This is a genomic window from Kocuria sp. SL71 (assembly GCF_026672465.1).
GTDB classification, from domain to species: Bacteria; Actinomycetota; Actinomycetes; order Actinomycetales; family Micrococcaceae; genus Kocuria; species Kocuria palustris.
In genome coordinates, this window is record NZ_JAPPRE010000001.1 from 446,291 (window position 1) to 473,171 (window position 26,881).

24 protein-coding genes are annotated in these 26,881 nt (G+C 70.8%); 22 read left to right on the forward strand and 2 right to left on the reverse strand.

What is annotated here, in order from left to right:
• Positions 1 to 257 precede the first annotated feature (257 nt).
• The 4 genes from rho (at position 258) to OVA15_RS02135 (ending at position 5,915) form a co-directional block, all read left to right on the forward strand.
• Positions 258 to 2,366, forward strand: coding sequence for a transcription termination factor Rho (gene rho, locus OVA15_RS02120; protein ID WP_268142791.1), 2,109 nt, complete (start codon positions 258 to 260; stop codon positions 2,364 to 2,366).
• A gap of 143 nt (positions 2,367 to 2,509) precedes the next feature.
• Positions 2,510 to 3,631, forward strand: coding sequence for a peptide chain release factor 1 (gene prfA, locus OVA15_RS02125; RefSeq protein ID WP_268142793.1), 1,122 nt, complete (start codon positions 2,510 to 2,512; stop codon positions 3,629 to 3,631).
• Positions 3,631 to 4,485, forward strand: a complete 855-nt coding sequence (gene prmC / locus OVA15_RS02130; RefSeq protein WP_268142795.1) for a peptide chain release factor N(5)-glutamine methyltransferase — start codon at positions 3,631 to 3,633, stop codon at positions 4,483 to 4,485. Before prfA ends, prmC begins: the two co-directional genes overlap by 1 nt.
• A gap of 59 nt (positions 4,486 to 4,544) precedes the next feature.
• Complete coding sequence (locus OVA15_RS02135; RefSeq protein WP_268142797.1) at positions 4,545 to 5,915, forward strand: L-threonylcarbamoyladenylate synthase; 1,371 nt, start codon at positions 4,545 to 4,547, stop codon at positions 5,913 to 5,915.
• A 120-nt stretch (positions 5,916 to 6,035) separates the two neighbouring features.
• Here the strand turns inward: OVA15_RS02135 and OVA15_RS02140 are convergent, their stop codons facing one another.
• A complete protein-coding gene (locus OVA15_RS02140; protein WP_268142799.1) occupies positions 6,036 to 7,007 on the reverse strand; it encodes an NAD-dependent epimerase/dehydratase family protein in 972 nt (323 codons plus the stop codon).
• A gap of 253 nt (positions 7,008 to 7,260) precedes the next feature.
• On the opposite strand from OVA15_RS02140, the gene OVA15_RS02145 reads away from it, so the two are divergent.
• The 14 genes from OVA15_RS02145 to murA all read left to right on the forward strand — a co-directional run bounded on the left by OVA15_RS02145 (position 7,261) and on the right by murA (position 21,763).
• Complete coding sequence (locus tag OVA15_RS02145) at positions 7,261 to 9,087, forward strand: glycosyltransferase (protein WP_268142801.1); 1,827 nt, start codon at positions 7,261 to 7,263, stop codon at positions 9,085 to 9,087.
• 173 nt (positions 9,088 to 9,260) lie between these two features.
• Positions 9,261 to 11,282, forward strand: coding sequence for a polysaccharide biosynthesis protein (locus tag OVA15_RS02150; RefSeq protein WP_268142802.1), 2,022 nt, complete (start codon positions 9,261 to 9,263; stop codon positions 11,280 to 11,282).
• Positions 11,279 to 12,409: an MraY family glycosyltransferase gene (locus OVA15_RS02155; RefSeq protein WP_268142804.1), complete on the forward strand. Its 1,131-nt coding sequence runs from the start codon at positions 11,279 to 11,281 to the stop codon at positions 12,407 to 12,409. Before OVA15_RS02150 ends, OVA15_RS02155 begins: the two co-directional genes overlap by 4 nt.
• Positions 12,410 to 12,464: 55 nt before the next feature.
• Positions 12,465 to 12,869 carry a hypothetical protein gene (locus tag OVA15_RS02160; RefSeq protein ID WP_268142806.1) on the forward strand — a complete coding sequence of 135 codons (405 nt, stop codon included), beginning with the start codon at positions 12,465 to 12,467 and terminating at the stop codon, positions 12,867 to 12,869.
• A 2-nt stretch (positions 12,870 to 12,871) separates the two neighbouring features.
• Positions 12,872 to 13,285: a hypothetical protein gene (locus tag OVA15_RS02165; RefSeq protein ID WP_268142808.1), complete on the forward strand. Its 414-nt coding sequence runs from the start codon at positions 12,872 to 12,874 to the stop codon at positions 13,283 to 13,285.
• Between the two features lie 53 nt (positions 13,286 to 13,338).
• Positions 13,339 to 14,073, forward strand: coding sequence for a F0F1 ATP synthase subunit A (atpB, locus tag OVA15_RS02170; protein WP_051452724.1), 735 nt, complete (start codon positions 13,339 to 13,341; stop codon positions 14,071 to 14,073).
• A 119-nt stretch (positions 14,074 to 14,192) separates the two neighbouring features.
• Positions 14,193 to 14,399 (forward strand): ATP synthase F0 subunit C, encoded by a 207-nt coding sequence (locus tag OVA15_RS02175; protein ID WP_006215213.1) that lies wholly within the window; start codon positions 14,193 to 14,195, stop codon positions 14,397 to 14,399.
• A 54-nt stretch (positions 14,400 to 14,453) separates the two neighbouring features.
• Positions 14,454 to 15,002 carry a F0F1 ATP synthase subunit B gene (locus OVA15_RS02180; RefSeq protein ID WP_006215212.1) on the forward strand — a complete coding sequence of 183 codons (549 nt, stop codon included), beginning with the start codon at positions 14,454 to 14,456 and terminating at the stop codon, positions 15,000 to 15,002.
• Positions 14,999 to 15,814, forward strand: a complete 816-nt coding sequence (locus OVA15_RS02185) for a F0F1 ATP synthase subunit delta (RefSeq protein ID WP_268142812.1) — start codon at positions 14,999 to 15,001, stop codon at positions 15,812 to 15,814. The genes OVA15_RS02180 and OVA15_RS02185 overlap by 4 nt, the downstream gene beginning before the upstream one ends.
• A 110-nt stretch (positions 15,815 to 15,924) precedes the next feature.
• Entirely contained in the window at positions 15,925 to 17,571 is a 1,647-nt protein-coding gene (gene atpA, locus OVA15_RS02190) for a F0F1 ATP synthase subunit alpha (RefSeq protein ID WP_268142814.1), read from the forward strand.
• A gap of 65 nt (positions 17,572 to 17,636) precedes the next feature.
• The gene (locus OVA15_RS02195; protein ID WP_058871256.1) at positions 17,637 to 18,554 is read left to right on the forward strand and encodes a F0F1 ATP synthase subunit gamma; all 918 of its coding nucleotides are present in this window, start codon (positions 17,637 to 17,639) and stop codon (positions 18,552 to 18,554) included.
• 63 nt (positions 18,555 to 18,617) lie between these two features.
• On the forward strand, positions 18,618 to 20,081 hold the full coding sequence (gene atpD / locus OVA15_RS02200; RefSeq protein ID WP_006215208.1) for a F0F1 ATP synthase subunit beta: 1,464 nt from the start codon (positions 18,618 to 18,620) through the stop codon (positions 20,079 to 20,081).
• Position 20,082: 1 nt separating this feature from the next.
• Complete coding sequence (locus tag OVA15_RS02205) at positions 20,083 to 20,361, forward strand: F0F1 ATP synthase subunit epsilon (RefSeq protein ID WP_006215207.1); 279 nt, start codon at positions 20,083 to 20,085, stop codon at positions 20,359 to 20,361.
• A 127-nt stretch (positions 20,362 to 20,488) separates the two neighbouring features.
• Positions 20,489 to 21,763: a UDP-N-acetylglucosamine 1-carboxyvinyltransferase gene (gene murA / locus OVA15_RS02210; protein ID WP_206389996.1), complete on the forward strand. Its 1,275-nt coding sequence runs from the start codon at positions 20,489 to 20,491 to the stop codon at positions 21,761 to 21,763.
• 64 nt (positions 21,764 to 21,827) lie between these two features.
• Here murA and nucS read toward each other — a convergent pair whose 3' ends face one another.
• A complete protein-coding gene (gene nucS / locus OVA15_RS02215; protein ID WP_206389997.1) occupies positions 21,828 to 22,523 on the reverse strand; it encodes an endonuclease NucS in 696 nt (231 codons plus the stop codon).
• A 197-nt stretch (positions 22,524 to 22,720) separates the two neighbouring features.
• On the opposite strand from nucS, the gene OVA15_RS02220 reads away from it, so the two are divergent.
• The 4 genes from OVA15_RS02220 (at position 22,721) to OVA15_RS02235 (ending at position 26,735) form a co-directional block, all read left to right on the forward strand.
• Positions 22,721 to 23,695, forward strand: a complete 975-nt coding sequence (locus OVA15_RS02220; protein ID WP_268142818.1) for a tetratricopeptide repeat protein — start codon at positions 22,721 to 22,723, stop codon at positions 23,693 to 23,695.
• A gap of 116 nt (positions 23,696 to 23,811) precedes the next feature.
• On the forward strand, positions 23,812 to 24,606 hold the full coding sequence (locus tag OVA15_RS02225) for an ABC transporter ATP-binding protein (protein WP_053447157.1): 795 nt from the start codon (positions 23,812 to 23,814) through the stop codon (positions 24,604 to 24,606).
• Positions 24,588 to 26,330 (forward strand): hypothetical protein, encoded by a 1,743-nt coding sequence (locus OVA15_RS02230; RefSeq protein ID WP_006215202.1) that lies wholly within the window; start codon positions 24,588 to 24,590, stop codon positions 26,328 to 26,330. The genes OVA15_RS02225 and OVA15_RS02230 overlap by 19 nt, the downstream gene beginning before the upstream one ends.
• Positions 26,331 to 26,417: 87 nt before the next feature.
• Positions 26,418 to 26,735 carry a DUF3039 domain-containing protein gene (locus OVA15_RS02235; protein WP_006215201.1) on the forward strand — a complete coding sequence of 106 codons (318 nt, stop codon included), beginning with the start codon at positions 26,418 to 26,420 and terminating at the stop codon, positions 26,733 to 26,735.
• Positions 26,736 to 26,881: the final 146 nt, after the last annotated feature.

Below are 26,881 nucleotides of genomic sequence, written 5' to 3' on the forward strand. Positions count from 1 at the left end.
GCTCGTAGTCTCCGCCCGACCCGACGCAAGCCCCGCCTGCTCCGGCAGGAAGGCTCGTCCAGTCTCCATCGCGATATCGCCCTCGGCACGGCCTGCGTGCATGCCGTCGGGCGGGCATCTCATCGGATGGGGGCTCCGTCGGCGAGATCGTCGCCATCTGCAGCGCGATCAGGCCCGCAGCTAGCGGCCCGCCACCATGCACAAGAGGTCCGGCGTCTGAGTGCCGAGGCCTTCCACCGAGGGAGAAGGAAACCTTCGTGACCGAATCCACCGACCTGACCTCAGGTACGGATCAGAACTCCGAGCAGAACCAGGGCACCGGCCTCTCGGGCCTCAAGCTGGCTCAGCTGCAGGCCCTCGCCGCGCAGCTGGGCATCACCGGGGCTCGCCGCATGCGCAAGTCGCTGCTGGTCGACGCCATCCAAGCGCATCAGCGCGGCGGCGCCGTCGCCGAGCGCGATGTCGAGGTGGCCGAGAAGATCGAGAAGACCGCGCAGCGCGCCGCCGCCAAGGCCCAGGGCGATGACGCCTCCTCGGCCCAGGCGGGGGAGCCGGAGGTGGAGCCCGAGGCGGGCGATCTGCCGAAGGTCTCCGCACGCACCGGCCGCGGCCGCCGCTCCTCGGGCTCCGAAGGCTCGCAGGGCGAGCAACAGGGCCAGGACCGCGAGAGCCAGTCCGGCTCGGAGTCCGGGCAGGACACCCCGTCGGGCGATGACTCCCAGCAGCGCTCCGAGGGCGGGCGCCCCTCCCGCTCCCAGCGACGCGGCCGGGGGCGTCAATCCGACTCGGACGATCAGGGCGCTCAGAACAGCGCCGGCCAGAGCAGCGGCGGTCACGGCGGCGGCCACGACGACTCCGAGTCCTCGGACGAGGGCGGGCGCCGTCACAACGGCCAGAACGACGGCGGCGGCCGCGGCAGGGGCCGCGGCAAGGGCCAGGGCGGCCAGAACGACGGCGGCCAGCAGGGCGGCAAGGGCCAGAACAGCCAGAACGACGGCGGCAAGGGCCAGAACAGCCAGGGCGGCAAGCAGCAGTCCAAGCGCCAGGGCGGCAGCGACCAGAACGGCGACGACGATGGCGGCTCGCGCCGCAGCCGTCGCAACCGCGGCCGCAATGATCGCAACGACCGCAACGAGCGCCGGAACAACCGTCGCAACCGCGGCGGCAACGGCCCCGAGGTCGATGACACGGAGCTGACCGAGGACGACGTCCTGCTGCCCGTGGCCGGCATCCTGGATGTGCTGGACAACTACGCCTTCGTGCGGACCTCCGGCTACCTGCCCGGCCCGAACGACGTCTACGTCTCGCTGGCCCAGGTCAAGAAGAACAACCTGCGCAAGGGCGACGCCGTCGTCGGCGCCATCCGCGCCCCGCGCGAGGGCGAGGAGAACCAGCGCGGCCAGCGCCAGAAGTTCAACGCCCTGGTGCAGCTGACCAGCGTCAACGGCAAGAAGCCGGAGGATCAGGGCGATCGCACCGAGTTCTCCAAGCTCGTGCCGCTCTACCCGCAGGAGCGCCTGCGCCTGGAGACCGAGCCCAAGAAGGTCGGCCCGCGAGTGGTCGATCTGGTCTCGCCGATCGGCAAGGGCCAGCGCGGCCTGATCGTCTCCCCGCCCAAGGCGGGCAAGACGCTGATGCTGCAGTCGATCGCCAACGCGATCACCACGAACAACCCCGAGGTCCACCTCATGATGGTGCTCGTGGACGAGCGCCCCGAGGAGGTCACAGACATGCAGCGCACGGTGAAGGGCGAGGTCATCGCCTCGACCTTCGACCGTCCCGCGGACGACCACACCACCGTGGCCGAGCTGGCCATCGAGCGCGCCAAGCGCCTCGTGGAGCTGGGCATGGACGTGGTGGTGCTGCTGGATTCCATGACCCGCCTGGGCCGTGCGTACAACCTGTCGGCTCCGGCCTCCGGGCGCATCCTCTCCGGCGGCGTGGACTCGGCGGCGCTGTACCCGCCCAAGCGCTTCTTCGGCGCCGCGCGCAACATCGAGAACGGCGGCTCACTGACCATCCTCGCCACCGCGCTGGTGGAGACCGGGTCCAAGATGGACGAGGTCATCTTCGAGGAGTTCAAGGGCACCGGAAACATGGAGCTGCGCCTGTCCCGTCAGCTGGCGGACAAGCGCATCTTCCCCGCCGTGGACGTCAACTCCTCGGGCACCCGTCGCGAGGAGAACCTCATGGGCGCCGATGAGCTGAAGATCATGTGGAAGCTGCGTCGAGTGCTCTCGAGCCTGGATCAGCAGCAGGCCCTCGAGCTGCTGACCTCCAAGCTGCGCGACACCCAGTCGAACGCCGAGTTCCTCATGCAGGTCCAGAAGACCACGCTGAACGTCAAGGCGGACGACGACCGCTGAGGTCCCTCGCGACCAGCCCCGGGGTCCGCTCGACGAGCGGTCCTCGGGGTTGAGTCGTCCTGCGTCCGTCGACCGGTCGCATGCCATCCCCGCCCGGCGACCGCCGTCGCCCGGCCCGCAGCCCCTCAGGAGAGCGCGAACCCGTGACCGAGATCGAAGCCCGTGAGGGTACCGGGCCCTTGGAGGCGATCCTCCAGGAGCACGAGCAGCTGCAAAAGCGCCTTGCGGATCCGTCCGTGCATGCCGACCAGCTGCTGGCCCGTCGGCTCAATCGCCGCTATGCGGAGCTGGACCGGGTGGTGGGCGCCCATCGGGACCTGCAGGCCCTGCGCGAGGACCTGGAGGCGGCCCGCGAGCTGGCACCTGAGGCCCCCGAATTCGCCGCGGAGGCCGAGCAGCTGCAGGGCCGGATCGACCCGGCCCGCGAGCGGCTGCGCCGGCTGCTGATCCCGCGGGACCCGGACGACGCCCGTGACGCCATCCTGGAGATCAAGGCGGGGGAGGGCGGTGCGGAGGCCGCGCTGTTCGCCGGCGATCTGCTGCGCATGTACCTGCGCTTCGCGGAGTCCCAGGGCTGGAAGACCGAGGTCCTCAGCGACACCCCCGCGGACCTGGGCGGGCACAAGGACGTCCAGATCGCGGTCAAGGGACGCTCCCAGGACCCGGCCGAGGGCGTGTGGGCCAAGCTCAAGTACGAGGGCGGCGTGCACCGCGTCCAGCGGGTCCCGGCCACCGAGTCGCAGGGCAGGATCCACACCTCCGCCGCCGGCGTGCTGGCCTTCCCCGAGGTCGATGCCCCGGAGGAGGTCGAGATCACCCAGAACGACCTGAAGATCGACGTCTACCGCTCCTCGGGCCCCGGCGGGCAGTCCGTGAACACGACCGACTCGGCGGTGCGGATCACCCATCTGCCCACGGGGATCGTCGTGGCCATGCAGAACGAGAAGTCCCAGCTGCAGAACAAGGAGGCGGCCATGCGCGTGCTGCGCGCGCGCATCCTGGCCCACCAGCAGGAGCAGCTCGACGCCGAGGCCTCCCAGGCCCGGCGCAGCCAGGTGCGCACGATGGACCGCTCCGAGCGGGTGCGCACGTACAACTTCCCCGAGAACCGCATCGCCGATCACCGCACCGGCTACAAGGCCTACAACCTCGACGCCGTCCTGGACGGAGCGCTCGGGCCCGTGATCGAATCCGCGATCGAGCTGGACGAGCAGCACCGGCTCCAGCAGATCGGCCAGGGCGCCGGCGCCCAGGGCCTCGGCTGATGGCCGAGACCCTCGCCCAGGCGCTGCGCCGGGCCACGGCACGGCTCGAGCGCGCGGGGGTGCCCGCTGCGGAGGCCGATGCCGTGCAGCTGGCCGGGCACCTGCTGGGACTGCAGCGCGGAGAGGTCGCCGCGCGCGCCATCATCGGCGCGGACGCGCCCGAGGGCCTCGACGAGCTGGTCGAGAGGCGCGCGGCCCGCGAGCCGCTGCAGCACATCGTGGGCACGGCCCCCTTCCGCCGCCTGGCGATCCAGGTGGGGCCGGGGGTCTTCATCCCGCGCCCGGAGACCGAGCTGCTCGTCGAGCTGCTCGTCGAGCGCCTGCGCGAGGACCAGGCGGACGGGGAGGCGCGCCCGGTAGTCGTCGACCTGTGCACCGGCTCGGGGGCGATCGCCGCCGCCGTCGCCGACGAGGTGCCCCACGCCCGGGTGCACGCGATCGAGCTCGACCCGCAGGCCCTGCACTGGGCACGGCGCAATCTCGAGGGCACCCGGGTGGACCTGCGCGGGGGCGACGCCACGCATGCTCCCGAGGATCTGCGGGGGCGCTGCGCGGCCGTGGTGAGCAATCCCCCCTATGTTCCGGCCCGCGAGCCCATCACCCAGCCGGAGGTGCTCGAGCACGATCCCGCGGCAGCGCTGTGGGGCGGTGGAGACGACGGGATGGAGATGCCGCGTCGGATCATCGCCGCGGCGGCCCAGCTCCTGCGCCCCGCCGGCTGGTGCGTGCTCGAGCACGCCGAGTCGCAGGCTGAGGACATGCAGGAGCAGATGCGCAGCTCGGGATTCGAGCAGGTGCAGCTGCATCAGGACCTGACGGGTCGGCCCAGGGCCACCAGCGGGGTCCTCGCGTGATCGGGACCGCAGGGGCCGTCGGGGGTGGACAGGGGCGGCGGAGTGCAACAATGAACGGCGTGAACGACACTTCCAGCGATCGCCCCCAGAACCCCGACGACCTCGCAGCGCAGCCCCGGGACGCCATCCCGGCCGAGGACGCCGAGCAGTCCCTGGAGGAGGCCCCCGAGAACGTCGAGCCCGAGCAGGAGGCCGAGGAGCAGGCGGAGGCGCCTGTGCCCGCGGAGTTCTTCCGCATCAAGGACGAGCGCTCGCGCGGCGCCGCTGTCGATGCCGCCCGCCGCGAGCTGGCCCGCCACCAGGTCGTCGTGATGCCCACCGACACCGTCTACGGCATCGCGGCCAACGCGTTCTCGGCCGAGGCCGTGCAGCGCCTGCTCGAGGCCAAGGGCCGCGATCGCACCATGCCCCCGCCCGTGCTCATCGCCCACAGCGGCGTGCTCGACGGGCTCGCGGACTCCGTGTCGGAGGAGGCCCGCGCCCTGGCCGGAGCCTTCTGGCCCGGCGGACTGACGCTCATCTGCCACGCGCAGGCGTCCCTGCAGTGGGATCTGGGCGAGACCCGCGGCACGGTCGCGCTGCGCGTGCCCGACGATCCCGTGGCCCAGCAGCTGCTGCAGGAGACCGGGCCGCTGGCCGTGTCCTCGGCCAACCGCACCGGCATGACAGCCGCCGTGACCGCCGAGCAGGCCCGCGAGATGCTCGGCGACTCGGTGCGCGTCTACCTGGAGGACGGCCCGCGCACCGAGGGCATGGACCCCGCTGGGGAGGGCACGGCCGACGCACAGCCCGTGGCCTCCACGATCGTCGACTGCACCGGCGGCGTTCCGGTCGTCGTGCGCGACGGCCGCATCTCCCTGACCCGCCTGCGCGAGGTCGTCCCCTCGGTGATCGCCCGCGACGGCAGCAGCGCCCCGAGCGATGCCGAGGAGGAGACGGCGCAGCCCGACGCCGTCTCCTCCGCGGACGGGGAAGCCGCCGACGAGTCGTCGGTGCAGGGCCCCGGTCAGCGCAGCCAGGATGCCTCCGGCGAGCAGACCGGTCCCGATCAGGACCCCGCCGGAGCCGATGAGCCGTCCGGGCCGCAGGGCAGACCCGAGGGCTCGGGCGGCAGCACCGTCGCCGACCCGGAGATCGGGATCGTGGAGCAGGCTCGCGCCGAGCAGGATTCCGCGGCACCTGGGCCCGAGGACTTCGCAGGGGCCAGCGCCGCCACAGGGGTCTCGGCCGCAGCCGCCGTCGTGGCTGCCGGCGGAGGAGGCGGGAGGCACGGTGCACCCGACCAGAACCGCACCCGTCCGCAGCGCAGGGATCCCGAGAGCACTCGCCCGCTCGGGGTGGCGCAGGCCAGCGCGCTCGTGGCCCGCGCCGTGCCGGAGGACCAGGCGGAGGCCTCCCTGCCGCAGGCCGGGGTGGACCAGCAGCGCTGAGGCACAGGGACTGCAGCGCGAAGGGCCCGTCGGGCAGAGGAGCCGATCCTCAGCCCGACGGGCCCTTCCGCGCTCAGCGGCGAGCGCCCAGCGGCGCAGGTGCCGGATGCGTGCCGGGGCTCAGCGACCCTGGGCCGTGTGCACGGCGCGCAGCACGGGCGTGATGGCGGGGGCGGGGAGCATGTCGTGCTCCTGGACCCAGCCGGGCACCTGCTGCTGGCCGAACCACGTGACCTCGATCCGGCGCAGCGGGCCATGCCAGCGGGACCCGGCGGCCGAGGAGATCAGATAGCCCAGGCGCACTGCCGCCCGGCACAGGACGGTGGGCAGGTGCAGAGGCTCCCGACGGCCGGCATCGCGCAGGATCGAGGCGGTCGTGGCCCCCTCCCACGGCTGCAGCACGATCCGGGGCAGCTCGCCCTTGAAGGTGCCGAGACTGGCCACGAGCTCCGCCAGGGCCTCCGAGGAGGTCACCGGGGTGTGCGCGGTGCCGTCGCCGGCCACGGAGCTCAGCGGGGTCGCGGCGAACCTGGCCAGGCGCTGGGTGGTCGAGCGTCCTCGGCCCTGGACGGAGGTCGCGCGCAGCAGCACGAGCTCGGGCAGGCCCTCGCGGGTATCGGCCTCGCGGTCCAGCACGCGCAGCAGGGCGCGCTCGGCCAGGGCCTTGGAGAACGAGTAGGGGGAGAAGGGATCCGTCTGCGTGGTCTCGTCGAGGCACGGCGTGCTGCCCTGGACCGCCGCGGTGGACAGGTGGATCACGCGGGTGACGCTCGTGCGCTCGGCCGCGGCGAGGATCAGCAGCGGCAGGAGGGCGTTGGCGCCCACCAGGGCGTCCTGATCGGTGCCATCGGGGCGGGCGAGTCCCGCGGCGTTGACGACCACATCTGCACCGGCGAACGAGTCGGCCAGGTAGTCGATGACGGATTCCAGGTCCCGGGCGCGACCCATCAGGTGGTGGACGGTGCGCGCGCTGCTGGAGAGCCGCGGAGCGGAGACGGCCTGGACGGTGTGGCCTTCGGCATGCAGTCGGGCGGTGATCGCCGATCCTGCGAAGCCGGTCGCACCCACGACCCGCCAGTTCCTCGCCGTCATGAGAACTCTCCTGTCTGCAGACCCGTGGACCGCGGCGCCGCGGTCCATCGCTGCTCATCGTACAGAGGCCGCGGATCCGGCAAGTGGATGCAGGAACCGTCCAGGGGAGCCTCAGGCAGGCTCCTGGAGGATCACAGAACGGGCGAAGGCACCGGTGCTAATGTTCCGGAACCCGAGACAGGCTGCGCAGCCCCCGAGCCCCGCGCACCGGTCCTCGGACCCGAATCCTCGATTCCCGTCTGGAGCTGAAGCTGTGCCCGTCTCTGCGAGCGAGCCCGTGGTGGTCGCCGTCGTCGTGAGCTTCAATCGAGCTCGCCTGCTGACGACCACGCTGCAGGGCCTGGCCTCCGGCGAACGCTCACCGGAGACCATCGTGGTCGTGGACAACGCCTCGGACGACGACTCCGTGAGCGTCGTGGAGGACTTCGCCCGCCGCAGCGAGATCGACGTGGACCTGATCCGCCTGCCGCGCAACGTCGGGGGAGCCGGAGGCTTCGCCGTGGGGATCGATCGAGCGGCCCATCACCACGGCGCGGACCTGATCTGGGTCATGGACGACGACACCGAGCCCCTTCCGCAGGCGCTGTCCGCGGCCGTGGGCGCCTGGCGGGCCTACGACCCCCGCGGCGGCCGCCGTCCCGCCTTCGTAGCCAGCCGCGTGCTGTGGACCGACGGCACCGAGCACCCCATGAACTCGATGATCGAGCGCATCGGAGCCGGTGCCGGGCGCCGTCGGCGGGCCGAGGCCGTGGGCGCCCGCACGATCCGCTCGGGCTCGTTCGTCGCGCTGCTGCTCGACGGCGATGCCGTGCGCGCGACCGCTGCGCCCATCGCCGACTTCTTCATCTGGAACGACGACTTCGAGTTCTCCACACGGCTGGCTCGATGGAGCGATGCCCTCCAGGTGCCGGCCTCCCAGGTCGTGCATCACACGGCCCGGCCGGTGACCACGGACTCGGATCCGGGCCCGCGCTTCTACTACGACGTCCGCAACAAGCTGTGGGTCTTCACCCGCTCGACCTCGCTGGCCCCGTGGGAGAAGGTGCTCTACGGCGGGGCGACCGCGCGGCTGTGGCTGCGGACCCTGCGCGGATCGCAGGAGCGCGGACAGGTCCTGCGGCGGTTGGCCGCAGGCGTTCGGGACTCCCTGAGCGCCCCCCGCAGCAATGCCGAGGTCCTGGACGGCGTGTGGCGGCTCGAGGGAGCGCAGTCGCAGTCGGAGGAGCCCGCCTCCGAGCAGGCCCTGCCCGAGTTCTCCGTGCTCCTGCCGGTCTACGCCGGGGACACCCCGGAGCGCTTCCGCCGTGCGGTGGCCTCCTCCACCCTCGAGCAGACCGTGCGCCCGAGCCAGGTCGTGATCGTGCGCGACGGCCCCGTGGCCCCCGAGATGGCCGCAGCGCTCGAGGAGATCACCGAGCAGCTGCGCTCGGCCGAGCCGCCGATCGACGTGGTGCGCGCCGACCTGCCCGAGAACCGAGGGCTGACGGCCGTGCTGCGCCACGGGCTGCGGCTGTGCACGCACGAGATCATCGCCCGCGCGGACGCCGACGACATCTCCTACCCGCAGCGCTTCGAGGAGCAGCTGCCCCTGATCCGCGACGGCGCCGACCTGGTGGGGGCGTCCATGAACGAGATCGGGGATCGGGAGGAGGTCCTGGCCCTGCGCCAGGCGCCCACGGATCCGGCGCGCATCGCGCGGATCTCCAGGCTGCGCAATCCCATATCCCATCCCGCAGCCGTCTTCCGCCGCGGCGCGGTCGAGGCCGTCGGCGGCTACCAGGAGCTGCCTCTGGCCGAGGACTACTGGCTGTGGGTGCGGATGATGCGCGCCGGGGCCCGGGTCCGCAACGTCGCGCAGCCGCTCGTGGGCTACCGCGTCTCCGACGGCGCCTACACCCGCCGTGGCGGCCTCCGGGTCTTCGCCGCCGAGATGCAGCTGCAGTCCCGGCTCTTCGGCCTGGGTCACGTGGGCCGGCTCGAGCTGGCGCGCAACGTGGTGGTGCGCGGCGGCTACCGGTTCATCCCGCGGCGGCTGCGCGAGCGCAGCTTCCGCGCGCTGGTGAGCTCGCGCCGCGTGTGATCCGCCTCCCGCACAGGGGCGGCCTACCGGGTCGCGGGTCCGCCTGCCTCTAAGCTGGACGGACCGACTGCCGGGCCCGCGCACCTTCGGGCGCTCCGTCGCAGCCCCCGCGAGGGCTCTGCTCGGGCGGCCGGCACAGCGCTCCCGTACGTCTCCAGGAGGGACCGACCCCGATGCAGCCACCGCAGGACGGCGACGGAGCCGCATCCTCCACCGGTCTGACCGGCTCCGCCTCGCTCGCGCTGAGCCGAGCCGCGGCCGATGAGAAGCCCACCGCCTGGCTGTGGATCCAGATGATCCTGGACTCGCTGTCCTGGATCGTGGCTATGACCGTCGCCCTCGCGCTGCGCTACGAGCTCAACCTGGACTTCATCAGCCCGATCGGGATGTTCGCCGTGTGCGTCGTCGCTGTCGTCTCGCAGCTGGCCGTCGGCTATTCCTTCGCCCTCTATCGGGGCCGCTACTCCTTCGGCAGCTTCGACGAGGCCAAGCTGCTCGTGGTCGTCACCGTGATCGTGGCGGCGATCCTGCAGATCCTGCTGCTGATCACCGGCCCGTCGATCGGGGTGCCGCGCTCAGTCGCGCTGATCGCCTTCCCGTTCGCGTGCCTGCTGATGGCCGCCTTCCGCTACCTCAAGCGCATGTACCAGGAGTCCGCGTCCAAGCCCGGCGAGGCGGCCCAGCACGTGGTCGTCTACGGCGCAGGGCAGTCCGGCACGTTCATCATCCAGCGCATGATGCAGGACCCGGACTCGGAGTACGTGCCCGTCGGGATCATCGACGACGACCCCGCCAAGAAGCACCTGCGCATCTCCTCGGTCCCGGTGCTCGGCACGCTCGACGACGCCACCCAGGTGCTCGAGCAGACGCGCTCGCAGATCCTGCTCGTGGCCCTGTCGGGGGTCGACTCCAAGAAGCTGCAGCGGGTGGCGGACACGGTCGCCGGCACCGGCACGCGCGTGATGACCGTGCCGCCGCTGTCGTCCATGCTCACCGGCCCCGGCACCAGCGTGGACATCCGCGACGTCAACCTCGAGGACCTGATCGGGCGCAGCCCCGTGGACATCGACTCCAAGGAGATCTCCGGCTACATCACGGGTCGGCGGGTGCTGGTCACGGGTGCCGGCGGCTCCATCGGCTCGGAGCTGTGCCGCCAGCTGCTGGCCTTCGAGCCCGGCGAGCTGATGATGCTCGACCGCGACGAGACCAACCTGCAGTCCACGCAGATCTCCATCACGGGCCGCGGCCTGCTCGACGGCCGGGACACCGTCCTGGCCGATATCCGCGATGCCGAGGCGCTCGAGCAGCTGTTCCTCGAGCGCCGACCGGAGGTCGTCTTCCACGCGGCGGCGCTGAAGCACGTCTCGCTGCTGGAGACCTATCCCGACGAGGCATGGAAGACCAACGTGCTCGGCACCCTCAACGTGCTGGAGGCCGCACGGAAGGCGGACGTGGGCGTGTTCGTCAACGTCTCGACCGACAAGGCCGCCAACCCCACGACCGCACTGGGGCACTCCAAGCGCGTGGCCGAGAAGCTCACCGCCTGGATGGCCCAGGAGACCGGCAAGCGGTATGCCTCGGTGCGCTTCGGCAACGTGTTCGGCTCGCGCGGATCCATGCTCCCGCTGTTCACGGAGCAGATCCGCCAGGGCGGGCCCATCACGGTCACCGACGCACAGGCGACCCGCTACTTCATGACCATCCCGGAGGCCTGCCAGCTGGTGGTCCAGGCCGGGGCGATCGCCCGCGGCGGCGAGGTGCTCATCCTGGACATGGGCGAGCCGATCCGCATCATCGACATCGCCGAGCGGCTGCGGACCCTGTCGGGGCGCGAGTCGATCGAGATCGTGATCACCGGGCTGCGCCCGGGGGAGAAGCTGCACGAGGAGCTGATCGGTCTCGGCGAGTCGGACGAGCGCCCCTTCCACCCCAAGATCTCGCATGCCAAGGCGACGGCGCTGTCCCCGGAGGGCCTGGACCGGCACACCTGGAAGCTGCGCGGCAACATGCCCACGACCGGCATGATCCCCGTGGTGCGAACGCACTCCCAGCCTGCGCCCACGGAGTTCCGCGCCGCACGCCGGGCCTCCCTCTCCGCTCACGCGGAAGAGCCCGAGCACGGGACCGCTGCCGGTGGTCCGTGCCGCGGCGACGACGAGCTGCCGTACGACCAGGATCAGGACAGCGCCTCATGAGCACCGCCGCGATCCCCGCTCTGCAGCTCAGTGCCGAGAACAAGGACATCTCGGTGCTCGCCACCGATCCCGGCGCCTGGCCGACCGCCGAGGAGCTGCAGTCCCTGCTGCACCTGGGCCTGATCTTCGGCTCCGCAGCCCTGGTGCTGAGCCTGGCCATGCCGCTGGTGGTCAAGCCCGTGCTGCGCCGACTGGGCGTGGTGGACATCCCCAATGAGCGCTCCTCCCACACACGCACCGTGATCCGCGGCATGGGCCTGGCGGTGGCGGCCGCCGTGGTGGTCGTGCAGCTGCTGGCCCTGCTTCTCGGGGCCGTCGAGGTCGACCGCTCGGTCGCCCTGGTCGTGCTGCTCGGCACGGCCCTGGCCGCCGGGCTCGGGTGGTGCGAGGACATCCGCGGGCTGTCGGTGCGCTGGCGCCTGGCCGGGCAGCTGCTGATCGGCCTGGTGTGCGCCGGGGCGCTGACCCTCATCCTGGGCACCGGGATCTGGTGGTGGCCGGTGTGCGCGATCGCCGTAGTCGCCTACATCAATGTCGCGAACTTCATGGACGGCCTCAACGGCATCTCCGGGATGCACGGCTTCGTGGTCGGCCTGGTCTACTCCTGGGCGGGGGCCTCCAACGACCTGGTGTGGATGATCGTGGCCGGGCTCGTGGTCGCCTTCGCCTTCCTGGGCTTCCTCCCCTGGAACTTCTCGCGCGACTCCGTCTTCCTGGGCGACGTCGGCTCCTACCTGCTGGGCGGATCGCTGATCATGATCGCGATCGCGGCCTTCCTGTCCGGGGTGTACGTCGAGTACCTGCTGCCCGCGCTGTCCGTGTACCTGGCGGACACGGGCTGGACCCTGCTGCGGCGCATCCGCCGCGGCGAGGCATGGTGGCGCCCGCACCGCGAGCACGTCTACCAGCGGCTCACGGACATCGGGTTCTCGCATGCGGCTTCGTCCCTGACGGTCGCGGTCTTCACCGTGGTCGTCTCCCTGGTGGGGCTCACCGGCCTGTGGCTGAGCGGGCTGCCGGCCGTCGTGCCGGGCCTGGCCGTGCTGGCCGTGCTCGCGCTGTACCTGAGCCTGCCCCACCTGCTCGGCGCACGACGCACCGCCGAGGCCCAGGAGGCGCGCGCATGAGCGTCCGTCGAGACCCTCGCCGGCGCCTGAGCACCGTCGGGGAAGCCCCTGGGCAGTGATGCTGCGCCACGGCCTGATCGCCGGTGCCGCGGCCTGCCTGGCGCTCGTGGTCGCGGCCGCGATCATCTCCGGGGGAGGTGCTGCCGCCTCGGCGGCGACGGCCTCGGCGGTCGTCGCCGTCCCGTTTGCGCTGTCCGGCCTGGCGCTGTGGTGGGCCAGCGGGCTGTCGGCCTATGCCCCTCCGCTGGTCATGCTCTTCGCCTACCTCGTGCTGGTGCTCGTCGGGGCCATGCTGATGGCCTCGGTCGAGACCCCGGGCTGGCTGAGGCCCCACTGGCTGATGGCAGCGGCCGCTGTGGCCGTGGGGGCGTGGCTGGGCGGGATGGCCACCGGCCTGCGCCGAGCCCGCATGCCGATCTACGACGTCGCCGTGCCGGACGGCGATTCCGAGAGGACCTGACGATGGACCCCGCACAGCACCCAGACCATACGCCGAGAGCATCCGCGGGCAAGGACTCCCCGGAGGCTGGATCAGCCGCTGAGAAGAGCCCGCTGAGCACCGCGGGGGAGCTCGTGCAGGCCGGTGGGAACCGCGCCGCACTGGGGATCATGACCTATCTCGTGATTGGGACGGCCTTCTGGGGTCTGATAGGATTCCTGCTGGATTACCTGGTGGGAACACAGTGGATGGTCTATGCCGGTGCGGGCCTCGGGCTCGCGGCAGGCCTCGTTCTCTCCTACCTCCGCCTGCAGGCCGGGCTGCGGATCAGCGAGGACCCGCAGGATCATGGTGCCGCCCGGAAACGCCGAGACGCCCCGTATCACTCCGAGACTCACCGGAGCTGGGACGGCGGCAGCAGAAAGGACCGCCAGTGATTGTCGCGCCGCCCCTCGAGGGAACAGGCCTAGAGGTCCCCGGCGTGGAGGACATGCACCTCCCGCCGCTGTTCGAGATCGGGTCCTTCGCCTTCGGCAAGCAGATGCTTCTGATCCTGCTGTCGGTGGCACTGATCTCCTTCTTCTTCCTCTGGGCCATCCGGCGCCAGTCGCTCGTGCCGTCCAAGGGCCAGTACCTCGGTGAGGTCGCCTACGGCTTCGTCCGCAACTCGCTGGGTCGCGATCTGATCGGCGAGAAGGAGCTGCGCCCCTGGCTGCCGTGGCTGTTCACCTTCTTCTTCTTCATCCTGGTGAACAACTTCTTCGGGTCCATCCCCGTCCTCCAGCTGCCGACCATGTCGCACGCCGGCTCGGCCTACGTGCTGGCGATCATCGCCTACGTCGCCTGGGTGGGCGTGGGGATCAAGCGCCACGGCTTCGGGAAGTTCATGGCCAAGATGACCATGCCGGAGGGCGTCCCCAAGATCCTCTACGTCATCCTGATCCCGATCGAGTTCCTCTCGAACCTGATCATCCGCCCCGTGACCCACGCTCTGCGTGTGTTCGCCACCATGTTCGCCGGCCACATGGCCATCATGGTCTCGGCCGGCCTCATGTCCCACCTCTTCGTGAATGTGGGCGGCTTCGGGTTCCTCGGCGGACTGGGCGCCCTCGTGCTCGGCATCTTCATCTTCTTCCTGGAGGTGCTGATCCAGGTGCTCCAGGCCTACATCTTCGTGCTGCTGTTCGCGGTCTACGTCGACGGCGCACTGAAGGAAGGGCACTGACCCCACAGTCTTGGTTCGGCAGCGACCGAGCCACACGCGGAGTACCGCTCCGACCTGTCAATCGCCATTCGTGGCACACCGCTCGCACTGCGCGGGCAGTCTGAAAGGAATCTCCAAGAATGGATATCACTGGTTCGCTCTCCGCCATCGGCTACGGTCTCGCTGCCATCGGCGGCGGCATCGGCGTGGGTCTGATCTTCGCCGCGTACATGCAGGCCGTCTCCCGCCAGCCGGAGGCCCAGCGCGTCCTGCAGCCCATGCTGTTCATGGGCTTCGCCGTGGTCGAGGCCCTGGCCATCCTGGGCTTCGTCATGTTCTTCCTGTGATCCTCCGCGGTAGTGGAGATCTGACAGGAGCCGAAGAGAACAGGAACGACGTCCATGACCACTGACATCATGGCTGCCGAGGCGGCCAATCCGCTGATCCCCAATGGCTGGGAGATGCTGGTCACCGCCGTGGGGTTCTTCATCCTGCTGTTCGTCGCGATCAAGTGGATCGTCCCGATGTTCGAGCGCACCTACGCCGAGCGCAGCGAGGCGATCGAGGGCGGGCTCGCTAAGGCCGAGCAGGCCCAGGCCGAGGCCGACCGCGCTCGCGACGAGTACAACCAGCAGCTGGAGAGCGCCCGTCTCGAGGCCCAGAAGATCCGCGAGGAGGCTCGCCTCGAAGGCGAGAAGATCCTGGCTGACTTCAAGGACCGCGCGAACAGCGAGTCCGCTCGGATCACAGAGAACGCGCACAAGGCCATCGCCGCCGAGCGCTCCTCCGCCGCGCTGTCGCTGCGCACCGAGGTCGGCTCGCTGGCCACGCAGCTGGCGTCCAAGGTCGTCGGGGAGTCCCTCTCCGACGATGATCGCTCGCGTCGCGTCATCGATCGGTTCATCTCCGAGCTCGAGAGCGCGCCGGCCGATCAGGGTGCCCAGCAGTGAGCGCCGCACGGTCTGAGCTCGGACGCGTGGATGTCGCGTCGCTGCTGCGCCCGTGGGCGGAGCAGGCGCACTCGACCATCTCGCGCGAGCTGTTCGACGCGCTCGAGGCCGTGCAGGGCAATGATCTGCTGCGGCGCTCGCTGACCGACCCCTCTCGCTCCGGCGAGGAGCGCGGCGCCCTGGCGCGGCGCATCTTCTCCACGGCGCTGGGGGATGCGGCCACCGGGATCCTCGAACTGCTGAGCAGCCGCACGTGGGCCACCGAGGAGGCGTTCACCGAGGGCCTCGAGTCCTCGGCCGTCGTCCTGGCGGGGTTCGCGGCAGAGCGGCGCATGGGCCCCGAGGGCCTGGACGCGGTCGTCGACGACGCCCTGGGCATGCAGGCGGTCCTCGAGGAGGACCCCGAGCTGCAGCAGGCGCTGACGGACGCACGAGCTCCGCGCGAGGCCAAGCTGCGTCTGCTGGATCGCGTGGCCCCGTCGCTGCGCGAGGAGGGTCGCCTGCTCGCCGAGCAGGCCATCCTGACCCCGCGGGCCCACCGCCCGCACCGGGTGCTGGCCGACTGGGCCGAGCTGCTCGCCGAGGTCCGAGAGGGCGGCATCGCCCGCGTCCGCTACGCCGGAGCTCTCGGCGACGCACAGGTCGAGCGCCTGCGCGGCGCCCTCTCGCGGCTCTACGGCCGCGAGCTGAAGATCGTGCTCGACGAGGACCGCACGCTGGTCGGAGGTCTGCGGATCACCGTCGGCGACGAGGTGATCGACGGCTCCGTGGCAGCACGGCTGAACGAGCTGCAGGAGCGCATCCGCGCCTGAGGCCGCTACCGGACGCCGCACCGCGCCCGCCGGTCGGGAAGATCCGACCGCACAGACGAAACAGCTGGTCATCGACACGATGATCACGAACGAGGAAGCAGGGACACGAGATGGCCGAAGTGACCATCAATGCCGATGAGGTCCGCAGCGCGCTCCAGGAGTTCGCGGCGTCCTACGAGCCCGGCACCACCGAACGCACCGAGACCGGCCGCGTCACCAGCGCCGCCGACGGCATCGCCCGAGTCGAGGGCCTGCCCTCGGTCATGGCCAACGAGCTGCTGCGCTTCGAGAACGGCGAGCTGGGCCTGGCCCAGGACCTGGACGTGCGCGATCTCGGTGTGGTCGTCCTGGGCGACTTCCGCGAGATCGACGAGGGCCAGACCGTCGAGCGCACCGGGGAGATCCTCTCCGTGCCGGTCGGCGACGCCTTCCTCGGCCGCGTGGTCGACACCCTGGGCAACCCGCTCGACGATCTGGGCCCCATCGAGGCCGAGGGCCGTCGCGCCCTCGAGCTGCAGGCCCCGGGCGTGACCATGCGCAAGTCGGTCCACGAGCCCATGCAGACCGGCCTGAAGGCCATCGACGCCATGGTCCCGATCGGGCGCGGCCAGCGCCAGCTGATCATCGGCGACCGCCAGACGGGCAAGACCGTGATCGGCATCGACACGATCCTGAACCAGCGCGAGAACTGGGAGACCGGCGATCCGGACAAGCAGGTCCGCTGCATCTACGTCGCCATCGGCCAGAAGGCCTCCACGGTCGCGGGCATCCGCAAGACCCTCGAGGACAACAACGCGCTCGAGTACACGACCATCGTGACGGCCTCGGCCTCCGACTCGGCCGGTCTCAAGTACCTCGCTCCGTACGCCGGCTCGGCCATCGGCCAGCACTGGATGTACGGCGGCAAGCACGTCCTGATCATCTTCGATGACCTCTCCAAGCAGGCCGAGGCCTACCGCGCCACGTCGCTGCTGCTGCGCCGCCCGCCGGGACGCGAGGCCTACCCCGGCGACGTCTTCTACCTGCACTCCCGCCTGCTCGAGCGCTGCGCCAAGCTCTCGGACGAGCTGGGCGCAGGCTCCATGACCGGCCTGCCGATCGTGGAGACCAAGGCGAACGACGTCTCGGCGTTCATCCCCACCAACGTCATCTCCATCACCGACGGCCAGATCTTCCTGCAGTCGGACCTGTTCAACGCGGATCAGCGTCCCGCGGTCGACGTCGGCATCTCGGTGTCGCGCGTCGGCGGCGCCGCGCAGATCAAGGCCATGAAGAAGGTCTCCGGAACGCTGAAGCTGGACCTGGCGGCCTACCGCTCCATGCAGGCCTTCGCCATGTTCGCCTCGGACCTGGATGCGGCTTCGCGCCAGCAGCTGACCCGCGGTGCCCGCCTGATGGAGCTGCTGCGCCAGAAGCAGTACTCGCCGTACCGCGTCGAGGACCAGGTCGTCTCGATCTGGGCCGGTGCCAACGGCCACCTGGACGACATCGAGGTCGCCGACGTCCTGGACTTCGAGCGCGCTCTGATCGATCAGGTCCGCCGCACCACCAACGTCACCGACTCGATCGTCTCGAGCGGCAAGCTCGAGAGCGATGCCGTCGAGGCGCTGGAGACCGCCGTGGCCGAGGTCAAGCGCGACTTCCGCGGCACGAACCGGGACAACCACGCCCCGGGCCGCGAGGAGAGCCAGCCGCTGTCCGACGACGAGGTCGGCCAGGAGCAGATCTCCGCCAGCGGCAGCACCCGCGCCAACTGACGCCCTCCGTTGCGGTGCGCCGCGCGTGAGCGCGGCGCACCGCAACGGCACAGAAAGGAAGCTTCATGGGAGCCCAGATCCGGGTCTACCGCCAGAAGATCTCCTCCACGCAGTCCATGAAGAAGATCTTCAAGGCGATGGAGATGATCGCGACTTCGCGCATCAGCAAGTCGCGTCAGCGCCTGGCCGCGGCCTCGCCGTACGCCAATGCGCTGACCCGTGCTCTGTCGCAGGTGCTGTCCCAGTCCGGGACCTCGAGCCACCCGATGCTCAACCAGCGCACGGAGACCTCGCGCCGCTCGGCCGTCGTCGTGTTCAGCTCGGACCGCGGCCTCGCCGGTTCCTACTCGGCCAACGTCCTGAAGAAGACCGACAAGCTGCTGGCTCGCTTCGACGAGCAGGGCACCGAGGCGAAGGTCTACCTGATCGGGCGCAAGGCCAAGCAGAACTTCGACTTCCGGGACCGTGCCTACGAGCAGGCCTTCGAGGGGGACACCGACAGCCCCAAGGCTGAGCGGGCCGAGGAGCTGGCCGAGATGCTGGTCGATCTCTACACGACGGAGTACGACGAGGGCGGCATCGACGAGATCCACCTGGTGTACACGCGCTTCGAGTCGCTGGTGAAGCAGGAGCCGTCGGTCCTCCGCCTGCTGCCGCTGGAGGTCGTGGACGCCAACGAGATCCATGACGACGTCGCCGAGAGCTACGGCGAGGTCTCCACGGCGGACACCGGCTTCGATTTCGAGCCCTCTCCGGAGGACTTCCTGGACATCGCGCTGCCGCGCTACATCCGGGCCCGCATCTACTCGAGCATGTGCCATTCGGCCGCTTCTGAGCTGGCTTCGCGCCAGCGCGCCATGAAGTCGGCCGGGGACAACGCCGGCGAGCTGATCAACAAGTACACGCGCCAGATGAACAACGCCCGCCAGGCCGAGGTCACCACGGAGCTCACGGAGATCGTCTCGGCCACCGAGGCCCTGTGATCCATCGGCGCCCCGGCGCCGCCGCATTTCCCCACGCCACCCACGAACAGTGAAGTGAGAGACATGACTTCCACCATCAACGAGCAGGACACCACGCCTGTCGCTGGCGCCGTCGGTCGCGTCGCCCGCGTCAAGGGCTCGGTCGTCGACATCGAGTTCCCCGAGAACCAGATGCCGGCGATCTACAACGCGCTGACCACCGAGCTGGTGTTCGAGGGCGAGACCAAGACGATCAACCTCGAGACCGCTCAGCACCTGGGCGGCAACATGGTCCGCGCGATCTCGCTGCAGCTCACCGACGGCCTGGTCCGCGGCACCGAGGTGCATGACACCGGCGCCCCCATCTCCGTCCCGGTCGGCGATGTGGTCAAGGGCCACATCTTCAACGTGGTCGGCGACTCGCTGGACGTCGCCTCGGACCAGCTCGAGATCAAGGACCGCTGGTCGATCCACCGCGACCCGCCCCCCTTCTCCGAGCTCGAGGGCGCGACCGAGATGCTGGAGACCGGCATCAAGTCGATCGACCTGCTGACCCCCTACATCCAGGGCGGCAAGATCGGCCTGTTCGGCGGCGCCGGCGTGGGCAAGACCGTGCTCATCCAGGAGATGATCACCCGTGTGGCCCGCAACTTCGGCGGCACCTCGGTGTTCGCCGGCGTGGGCGAGCGCACCCGTGAGGGCAACGACCTCTGGGTCGAGATGGACGAGGCCGGGGTGCTCAAGGACACCGCCCTGGTGTTCGGCCAGATGGATGAGCCGCCCGGAACGCGTCTGCGCATCGCGCTGACCGGCCTGACCATGGCCGAGTACTTCCGCGACGTGCAGAACCAGGACGTGCTGCTGTTCATCGACAACATCTTCCGCTTCACGCAGGCGGGCATGGAGGTCTCGACCCTGCTGGGCCGCATCCCCTCGGCCGTGGGCTACCAGCCCACGCTGGCCGATGAGATGGGCGTCCTGCAGGAGCGCATCACCTCCACGCGCGGACACTCGATCACCTCCATGCAGGCGATCTACGTCCCCGCCGATGACTACACGGACCCGGCTCCGGCGACCACGTTCGCCCACCTGGACGCGACCACGAACCTGTCTCGTGAGATCGCATCCCGCGGTCTCTACCCGGCGATCGACCCGCTGGCCTCGACCTCGCGCATTCTCGACCCTCAGTACGTGGGCCAGGAGCACTACGACGTCGCGACCCGCGTGAAGTCGATCCTGCAGGAGAACAAGGAGCTGCAGGACATCATCGCGATCCTCGGTGTGGACGAGCTGTCCGAGGAGCAGAAGGTCGTCGTCTCGCGCGCCCGTCGCATCGAGCAGTTCCTGTCGCAGAACACCTACACCGCCAAGCAGTTCACCGGCGTGGAGGGCTCCACGGTCCCGCTCAAGGAGACCATCGAGTCCTTCAAGAAGATCTGCGACGGCGAGCTCGACCACGTTCCGGAGCAGGCGTTCTACAACGTCGGCGGCCTGGACGATGTCATGGAGCAGTGGGACGAGATCAAGCGCTCCACCGGAGAGAAGTGACATGGCTGATCCGCTGATCGTCGAAGTCGTCGAGGTCGACCAGTCCGTGTGGAACGGCGAGGCCCGTCAGGTCATCGTCAACACCATGGAGGGCGAGATCGGCATCCTCGCGGGACACGTCCCGGTCGCGGGTGTGCTGCAGGAGGGTCGTGTGATCATCGACCCGACCAGCGGCTCGCGCGTGGAGGGCCGCGTCGACGGCGGAATCGTCACCGTCGACAACAACCGCGTGACCATCGTCGCCGATCACTTCCGCGAAGGCGCAGCCGCGCAGAAGTGATCCGCTGGACCGCCCGTCCCCGCGCGCAGCAGCGCCTGCGGGGGCGGGCGGCTTCATGCCGTCGTCGTGTCGGCGCATCGCCGCCGCCCCGAGGGCTGCGGGCCAGCAGACCAGGAAGAGCCAGAACATGGAAGACAAGATCGTCGTCCGCGGCCGCACGTCCGTGAACGGGACGCTGCCGGTGCACGGCGCCAAGAACAGCGTCCTCAAGCTGATGGCGGCCACGCTGCTGGCCGAGGGCCGCTCCACGATCACCAACGTCCCGGAGATCCAGGACGTCTCGATCATGGCGGAGCTGCTGCGGCGCCTGGGCTGCCAGGTCGACTACGACCGCGCCGGGCACACCGTGGCCATCGACGTTCCCGAGGCCCTGCACCACCAGGCCGACTACGACCTGGTCCGCGCCATGCGCGCCTCGATCTCGGTGCTGGGCCCGCTGACGGTGCGCAGCGGCGCGGCCGAGGTGGCCGTGCCCGGAGGCGACGCCATCGGCACCCGCGGCCTGGACATGCACCGCGCCGGGCTGGAGGCCATGGGCGCGCACCTGCGCACCGAGGGCGGCTACCTCAAGACCTCGGTCGACGGGCGGCTGCACGGCGCCCACTACCGCCTGCCGTACCCCTCAGTGGGGGCCACTGAGAACCTCATGACCGCAGCGACCCTGGCCGACGGCGTCACGGTGCTGGACAACGTGGCCCGCGAGCCGGAGATCGTGGACATCTGCCGCATGCTGGTGGACATGGGCGCTCACATCGAGGGGATCGGCACCGGCACGCTCACGATCACAGGCGTGGAGCGGCTGCAGCCGGTCATCCACCGCACCGTTCCGGATCGGATCGTGGCCGGCACCTGGGCCTTCGCCGCGGCGATCACCGGGGGAGAGATCGTCGTGCAGGGCGCCGAGGCCGAGCACATGGAGGTCGTGCTCGACAAGCTGCGCGACGCCGGCTGCGAGATCGAGGTGCTCGACGACGGCTTCCGCGTCCGCGGGCCGCAGCGACCCAGCCCGGTGAACTTCTCGACCTTCCCGTACCCGGGCTTCCCCACGGACCTGCAGCCGTTCGCCGTCGCCCTCAACGCGGTGGCCGACGGGCCCGGCATGATCACCGAGAACGTCTTCGAGGCGCGCTGGGGCTTCACCGCCGAGCTCGAGCGGCTGGGCGCGATCGTGCGCCTGGACGGTCACCACGCCTGGCTCAACGGCGTGGACGAGCTCTCCGGTGCGCCCGTCGAGGCCATGGACATCCGCGCCGGCGCCGCACTGGTCATCGCCGGCATGCGCGCCGACGGCGAGACGATCGTGGGCGGAGTCGAGCACATCGACCGCGGCTACGAGCACTTCGTGGAGAACCTGACGGCAGCGGGCGCCGCCGTGGATCGCCGACTGCAGGGCGGCTTCTGAGCCGAGAGATCGCGGACGGATCGGGGGTCGGCAGCACCGACGGGTGCCGCCTGCCCCCGATCCGTCAGAAGAGCCGCGAGTCGACGTCGTCCACGCCGCGCATGGCGTCGTAGTCGAGGGTGAGGCAGTCGATGCCGCGATCGGCGGCCAGGGTGCGCGCCTGCGGCTTGATCTGCTGCGCGGCGAAGATGCCGCGCACCGGGGCCAGGCGGGGGTCGCGGTTGAGCAGCTCGAGGTAGCGGGTCAGCTGCTCCACGCCGTCGATGTCGCCGCGGCGCTTGAGCTCGATCGCGATCGTGGCGCCGGAGGCATCTCGGGCCAGGATGTCCACCGGTCCGATGGCCGTGGGGAACTCTCGGCGCACCAGCGTGGTGCCCGTGGAGACCAGGTCCAGCTGCTCGGCAAGAAGGCGCTGCAGGTCGGCTTCCACGCCGTCCTTGATCAGCCCAGGGTCGACACCCAGGTCGTGGGAGAGCTCCTCATGGCGGGCGTGGATCAGCACGCGCAGGACATCGTCGGACTTGGCGGCGCTGACTGTCCACACCTCGGTGACGCCGGCGGCAACCTGGTCCTCATCCGGGGCGGTCTCGACCAGCCGAGCCGGAGGGGACATCCAGTTCAGGGGCTTGTAGCTGCCGCCGTCGGAGTGCACGAGCACGGAGCCGTCGGCCTTCACCAGGAGGAGGCGACGGGCCAGGGGCAGGTGGGCCTTGAGGCGGCCCTCGTAGTCGACGGAGCAGTCAGCGATCACACAGCGCACGGCCGACAGTCTCCCACAGCGGCCCTGCTCGAGCGGACACGGCCATCCCTCAGCGAGGGTCGCCAGCCCTGTCCCGCGCTGCTGCGGAGGCTCTCGCGCCGGGCATCCGTCCGCGCGGACGACGCGTCCGTGCGCTGACAGCGAGCGCCGCAGCAACGACGGGCAGAGGCGGCGATGCCGTCGCTAGACTCGCAGGCATGAGCATTCCGAGCGATCCCCGTATCCCCGCAGGCGCCGGCGCGGCCGAGTCCGCGCCGCAGGACGACCAGGCCCAGCAGCTGCCGGCCTCGGTGCGCGGAGCCGTCGACCTGGGCCAGGCAGCCGCCCCGTCGGCAGGCGGCGAGCAGGGCCAGGTGCAGGGCGGCGGCTACCGCCGGGACATCGAGACCGTCGAGCAGTTCCAGGACGTCGCCGAGCTCTCGGCCACGGTGCCGGTCGTGCTCGTGCTGTGGGCCGCGTACTCCGAGGGCTCCCGCACGTTCGTGGACGAGGTCGCCGCGCAGATCGACCGTCGCGCCGGTCGCCTGGTGCTGGGCGCGGTGGACATCGAGAAGCTGCCGCAGATCGCCGAGGCGCTGCAGGCCCAGTCGGTGCCCACCACCGTCGCCATGATCGGCGGGCGCCCCGTGCCGATCGGACAGTCGGCGATCCCCATGGACCAGCTGAGCTCGCTGTTCGACGAGCTGCTGCAGCTGGCCGAGCAGAACGGCGTCTCCGGCACCGCCGAGCCGACCGCGGGGCAGGAGGAGCAGAAGCCGCTCCCGCCGCTGCACCAGGAGGCCATGGACCGCATGGAGGCCGGCGACCTCGACGGCGCCAAGGCCAGCTACGAGCAGGCCCTGAAGGAGAACCCGGGCGATCACGAGGCCAAGCTCGCCCTGGCCCAGGTCGAGCTGCTGCGCCGCGTCACCGCCATGGATGCCGCCGCGGTGCGCCAGGCCGCGGCACAGGACCCGCAGGACATCCCCGCCCAGCTGGACGTGGCGGATCTGGATGTCTCGGGCGGTCACGTGGAGGACGCCTTCACTCGACTGCTGCAGCTCGTGCGGCGCACGGCCGGAGAGGAGCGGGAGACCGTCCGACAGCGGCTCGTCGAGCTCTTCGATGTGGTGGGCTCGGAGGACCCCCGCGTCGTGGCGGCACGGGGGCAGCTGATGCGCGCCTTGTTCTGAGCAGAGCCTCTCCGCCGGCCTCTCCTCTCCTCGGGGGAGGCGACCGGTGCGCGCCCCGGCGATCCTCCTCCCAGCGGGGGAGGCGACCGGGGCGCTGTCGTGCCTATCGTGGATCCATGACGCAGATCCCCGTCCCGCCCTCCGAATCCGCGGTGAGCCTGCGCGGGCTCACGAAGGTCTTCGGGTCCTCGAAGAGCCCGTCCGTGGCCGTCGACCGGCTGAGCCTGGACGTTCCGCGCGGGGCCTTCTACGGCCTGGTGGGCCGCAACGGCGCCGGCAAGACCACTGCGCTGTCCATGCTCACGGGGCTGCTGCGCCCCACGGAGGGGCAGGCCTTCGTCTCCGGGATCGACGTCTGGGCGGATCCTCGAGCCGCGAAGGCCAGGATGGGGGTGCTTCCGGACGGGGTGCGGCAGTTCGACCGCCTGGCCGGTCGCCAGCTCGTGACCTACTCGGGCCTGCTGCGCGGCATGGATCGGGAGACGGTCGCCCAGCGCACCGAGGATCTGCTGCGGTCCATGGATCTCGTGGAGGCCGCGGGCACCGCTGTGCAGGACTACTCGGCGGGCATGACCAAGAAGATCGCCCTGGCGGCGGCCATGATCCACGCACCTGATCTGCTGGTGCTCGACGAGCCGTTCGAGGCCGTCGACCCCGTCTCGGCGGCGCGGATCCGCGAGCTGCTGCACGGCTTCGCCCAGGCTGGCGGCACGGTGATCGTCTCCAGCCACGTGATGGACCTGGTCCAGCGGATGTGCGACCACGTCGCGATCATGGACGGCGGCGTGCTGAAGGCCGCCGGGACCGTCGACGAGGTCCGCGGCGAGCGCTCCCTCGAGGAGGTCTTCGTGGACACCGTCGGCGGCGTCCAGGGCGCGGGGGAGGAGCTGACGTGGCTGAAGCCCCGATGACCCCGCAGGGGCCCGCCTCCGAGACCTCCGTGCAAGATGCCGGGACCGGGGAAGCCGCACCGCAGGATCTGACCGCTCGGCAGGCGGCGACTTCCCTGCCCGCCCCTGGCGGGAGCGCGAGCGTGAAGGGCCCGTCGGCCGCAGCCACGGCGCGGCTGGTCGTCGGCCTCAAGGCGCGACTGACCGCGGCGGCCATGCGCCGCAGCACCTGGACCCTGGTGGGCACGATCCTGGGCGGGCTCTACCTGCTCGGCCTCGTGGTCTTCTGGGGCGGCATGGCCTGGGTCGGCGGAGGCGGCGCCGAGCCCCGAGCGGTCGCGGTGCCGGTCGTGCTGGTCGGTGCGGCCGCCACGATCGGCTGGTGGGTCGCCTCCCTGGTCACCGGGCGGGCCGATGCCACGGTGCACGCCGGTCGCTTCGCCCTGTATCCCGTCCCGCGCTCCGGACTGGCCCTGGGCCAGCTGCTCAGCGCGGCCGTGGGGCTGGCGGGGCCGTTCACGCTGCTGGGGCTCCTGGCGCTGAGCCTGGCCTGGCGCGCCACCCCGATCGCACTGATCAGCTCCCTCGTGCTGATCCCCGTCGCCTGGGGGCTCATGGTCCTGGGCAACCGGTGCCTGGCTGCCGGGCTGGAGGGCCTGCAGCGCAGCCGGCTGCTCGGCGATGCCGCCTCCGTGCTGGGACTGGCCCTGCTGGTCCTGATGGGGCCGGTGATCGGCGGTCTGACCGGTCTGCTGGCAGGTGGCGGGCTCGACCTCGAGCGGATCGCCGCGGGGGTGTCGTGGACCCCCTGGGGAGCACTGTGGGCGATCCCCGCCGACATGGCCGACGGCTTCCTGCTGCACGCTGCGGGTCGGCTCGCCGTGGTCGCTGCGACGGGCATCGTCGTGTGGCTGCTCTGGGCTCGTCTGCTAGAGCGCTCGCTGGAGCATTCGACGGCACCGGTGCGGGGCACGGCCTCTCGCGTGCGCGGCGCCGGGCTGCTGGGCCGAGTGCCCGCGACCCCGTGGGCCGCCGTGGCGGCGCGCAGCATCATCTACTGGCTCAAGGACCCGCGCTACGCGGCCTCGATCGTGCTGATCCCCGTGATGCTGGGCCTGCTGTGGTTCAACTCGGGCCCGGGGGAGGGCGGGCCTCTGCTGTTCGCGGGACCGCTCGTGGCCGCCATGATGGGCTTCACGATCTCGGCCGATGTGGCCTACGACCACTCGGCGTTCAGCCTGCACGTGCTCAGCGGGATCCGAGGCCGCGACGACCGCCTGGGCAGGCTGATCTCGCTGTGCGTCGTGGGAGGGGCGCTGAGCATCGCGGCCCTGCTGTTCGGCGCGGCGATGACCCAGACCTGGCACCTGCTTCCCGGTGTGATCGGCATGAGCCTGCTCGGGCTGCTCGGCGGGGGCGGCATCAGCTCCGTGCTCTCGGCGCGCTACACCTATCCCGTGCCGCTGCCGGGCGATTCGCCCCTGAAGACGCCGCCGGGCTTCACCTTCCTCAACGTGCTGGTGCAGATGGCCGTCATGGTCCTGATCGGAGCCGTGACGATGCTGGCCGGCATCCCGTTGGTGGTCCAGATGATCACCGGACAGGATCTGTGGGGCTGGCTCGGCCTCGCCGTCGGTGTCATCGGCGGGCTGGGCCTGGCCTGGGGCGGCGTCGTCCTCGGCGGCAGGTGGCTCGAGGCCCGGGCGCCGGAGCTGTACCAGCAGGTCTCGTCCTACCGCTCCTGAGCCGCGCCGTGAGGGTGGCCGGACGCACAGGCCCGCAAGGCCCTGAGCTGGGGAGGGGCGTCGGGCGCGCGGAGTACACTGACCGCCATGAGCTTCCACGACGACACCCTCCCCGTGGCGGGTCCCTGGCCCTTCGGCGGGGGAACCTCGAACGAGCCCGTCGGCGGCACCTCGACCCTCGAGCGGGAGGAGACCCGCACCTTCGAGGAGCCTGGCGATCACGAGCGCTTCGCCCACTACGTCCGCAAGGAGAAGATCACGGAGTCGGCCGTCACCGGCGATCCCGTGATCGCACTGTGCGGCAAGGTCTGGGTCCCGGGCCGCGATCCGGAGAAGTTCCCGGTCTGCCCCACCTGCAAGGAGATCTACGACGGCCTGCGCGCTCCGCAGGACGGCGGCAAGTGATCTGAGACCGCGTGCGCTCGGCCCCGTCGGGATCGACGGGGCCTTGCTCGTGCGCCCCCGCGCGCCCTCAGCTCGGCCCGCGCCACCCCCGGCCCCGCAGCGATTGCGGGGCGCCCCCCCCTGCGGCGCGTCCGCACGACGCCCGT

Bases quoted from the DNA above. Each gene is read 5' to 3' on its own strand.
- prmC (WP_268142795.1), top strand. From the start codon at position 3,631: ATGGCCGAGACCCTCGCCCAGGCGCTGCGCCGGGCCACGGCACGGCTC.
- OVA15_RS02140 (WP_268142799.1), bottom strand. From the start codon at position 7,007: ATGACGGCGAGGAACTGGCGGGTCGTGGGTGCGACCGGCTTCGCAGGA.
- OVA15_RS02150 (WP_268142802.1), top strand. From the start codon at position 9,261: ATGCAGCCACCGCAGGACGGCGACGGAGCCGCATCCTCCACCGGTCTG.
- OVA15_RS02155 (WP_268142804.1), top strand. From the start codon at position 11,279: ATGAGCACCGCCGCGATCCCCGCTCTGCAGCTCAGTGCCGAGAACAAG.
- OVA15_RS02165 (WP_268142808.1), top strand. From the start codon at position 12,872: ATGGACCCCGCACAGCACCCAGACCATACGCCGAGAGCATCCGCGGGC.
- atpB (WP_051452724.1), top strand. From the start codon at position 13,339: ATGCACCTCCCGCCGCTGTTCGAGATCGGGTCCTTCGCCTTCGGCAAG.
- OVA15_RS02175 (WP_006215213.1), top strand. From the start codon at position 14,193: ATGGATATCACTGGTTCGCTCTCCGCCATCGGCTACGGTCTCGCTGCC.
- OVA15_RS02180 (WP_006215212.1), top strand. From the start codon at position 14,454: ATGACCACTGACATCATGGCTGCCGAGGCGGCCAATCCGCTGATCCCC.
- atpA (WP_268142814.1), top strand. From the start codon at position 15,925: ATGGCCGAAGTGACCATCAATGCCGATGAGGTCCGCAGCGCGCTCCAG.
- OVA15_RS02195 (WP_058871256.1), top strand. From the start codon at position 17,637: ATGGGAGCCCAGATCCGGGTCTACCGCCAGAAGATCTCCTCCACGCAG.
- atpD (WP_006215208.1), top strand. From the start codon at position 18,618: ATGACTTCCACCATCAACGAGCAGGACACCACGCCTGTCGCTGGCGCC.
- OVA15_RS02205 (WP_006215207.1), top strand. From the start codon at position 20,083: ATGGCTGATCCGCTGATCGTCGAAGTCGTCGAGGTCGACCAGTCCGTG.
- murA (WP_206389996.1), top strand. From the start codon at position 20,489: ATGGAAGACAAGATCGTCGTCCGCGGCCGCACGTCCGTGAACGGGACG.
- OVA15_RS02220 (WP_268142818.1), top strand. From the start codon at position 22,721: ATGAGCATTCCGAGCGATCCCCGTATCCCCGCAGGCGCCGGCGCGGCC.
- OVA15_RS02225 (WP_053447157.1), top strand. From the start codon at position 23,812: ATGACGCAGATCCCCGTCCCGCCCTCCGAATCCGCGGTGAGCCTGCGC.
- OVA15_RS02235 (WP_006215201.1), top strand. From the start codon at position 26,418: ATGAGCTTCCACGACGACACCCTCCCCGTGGCGGGTCCCTGGCCCTTC.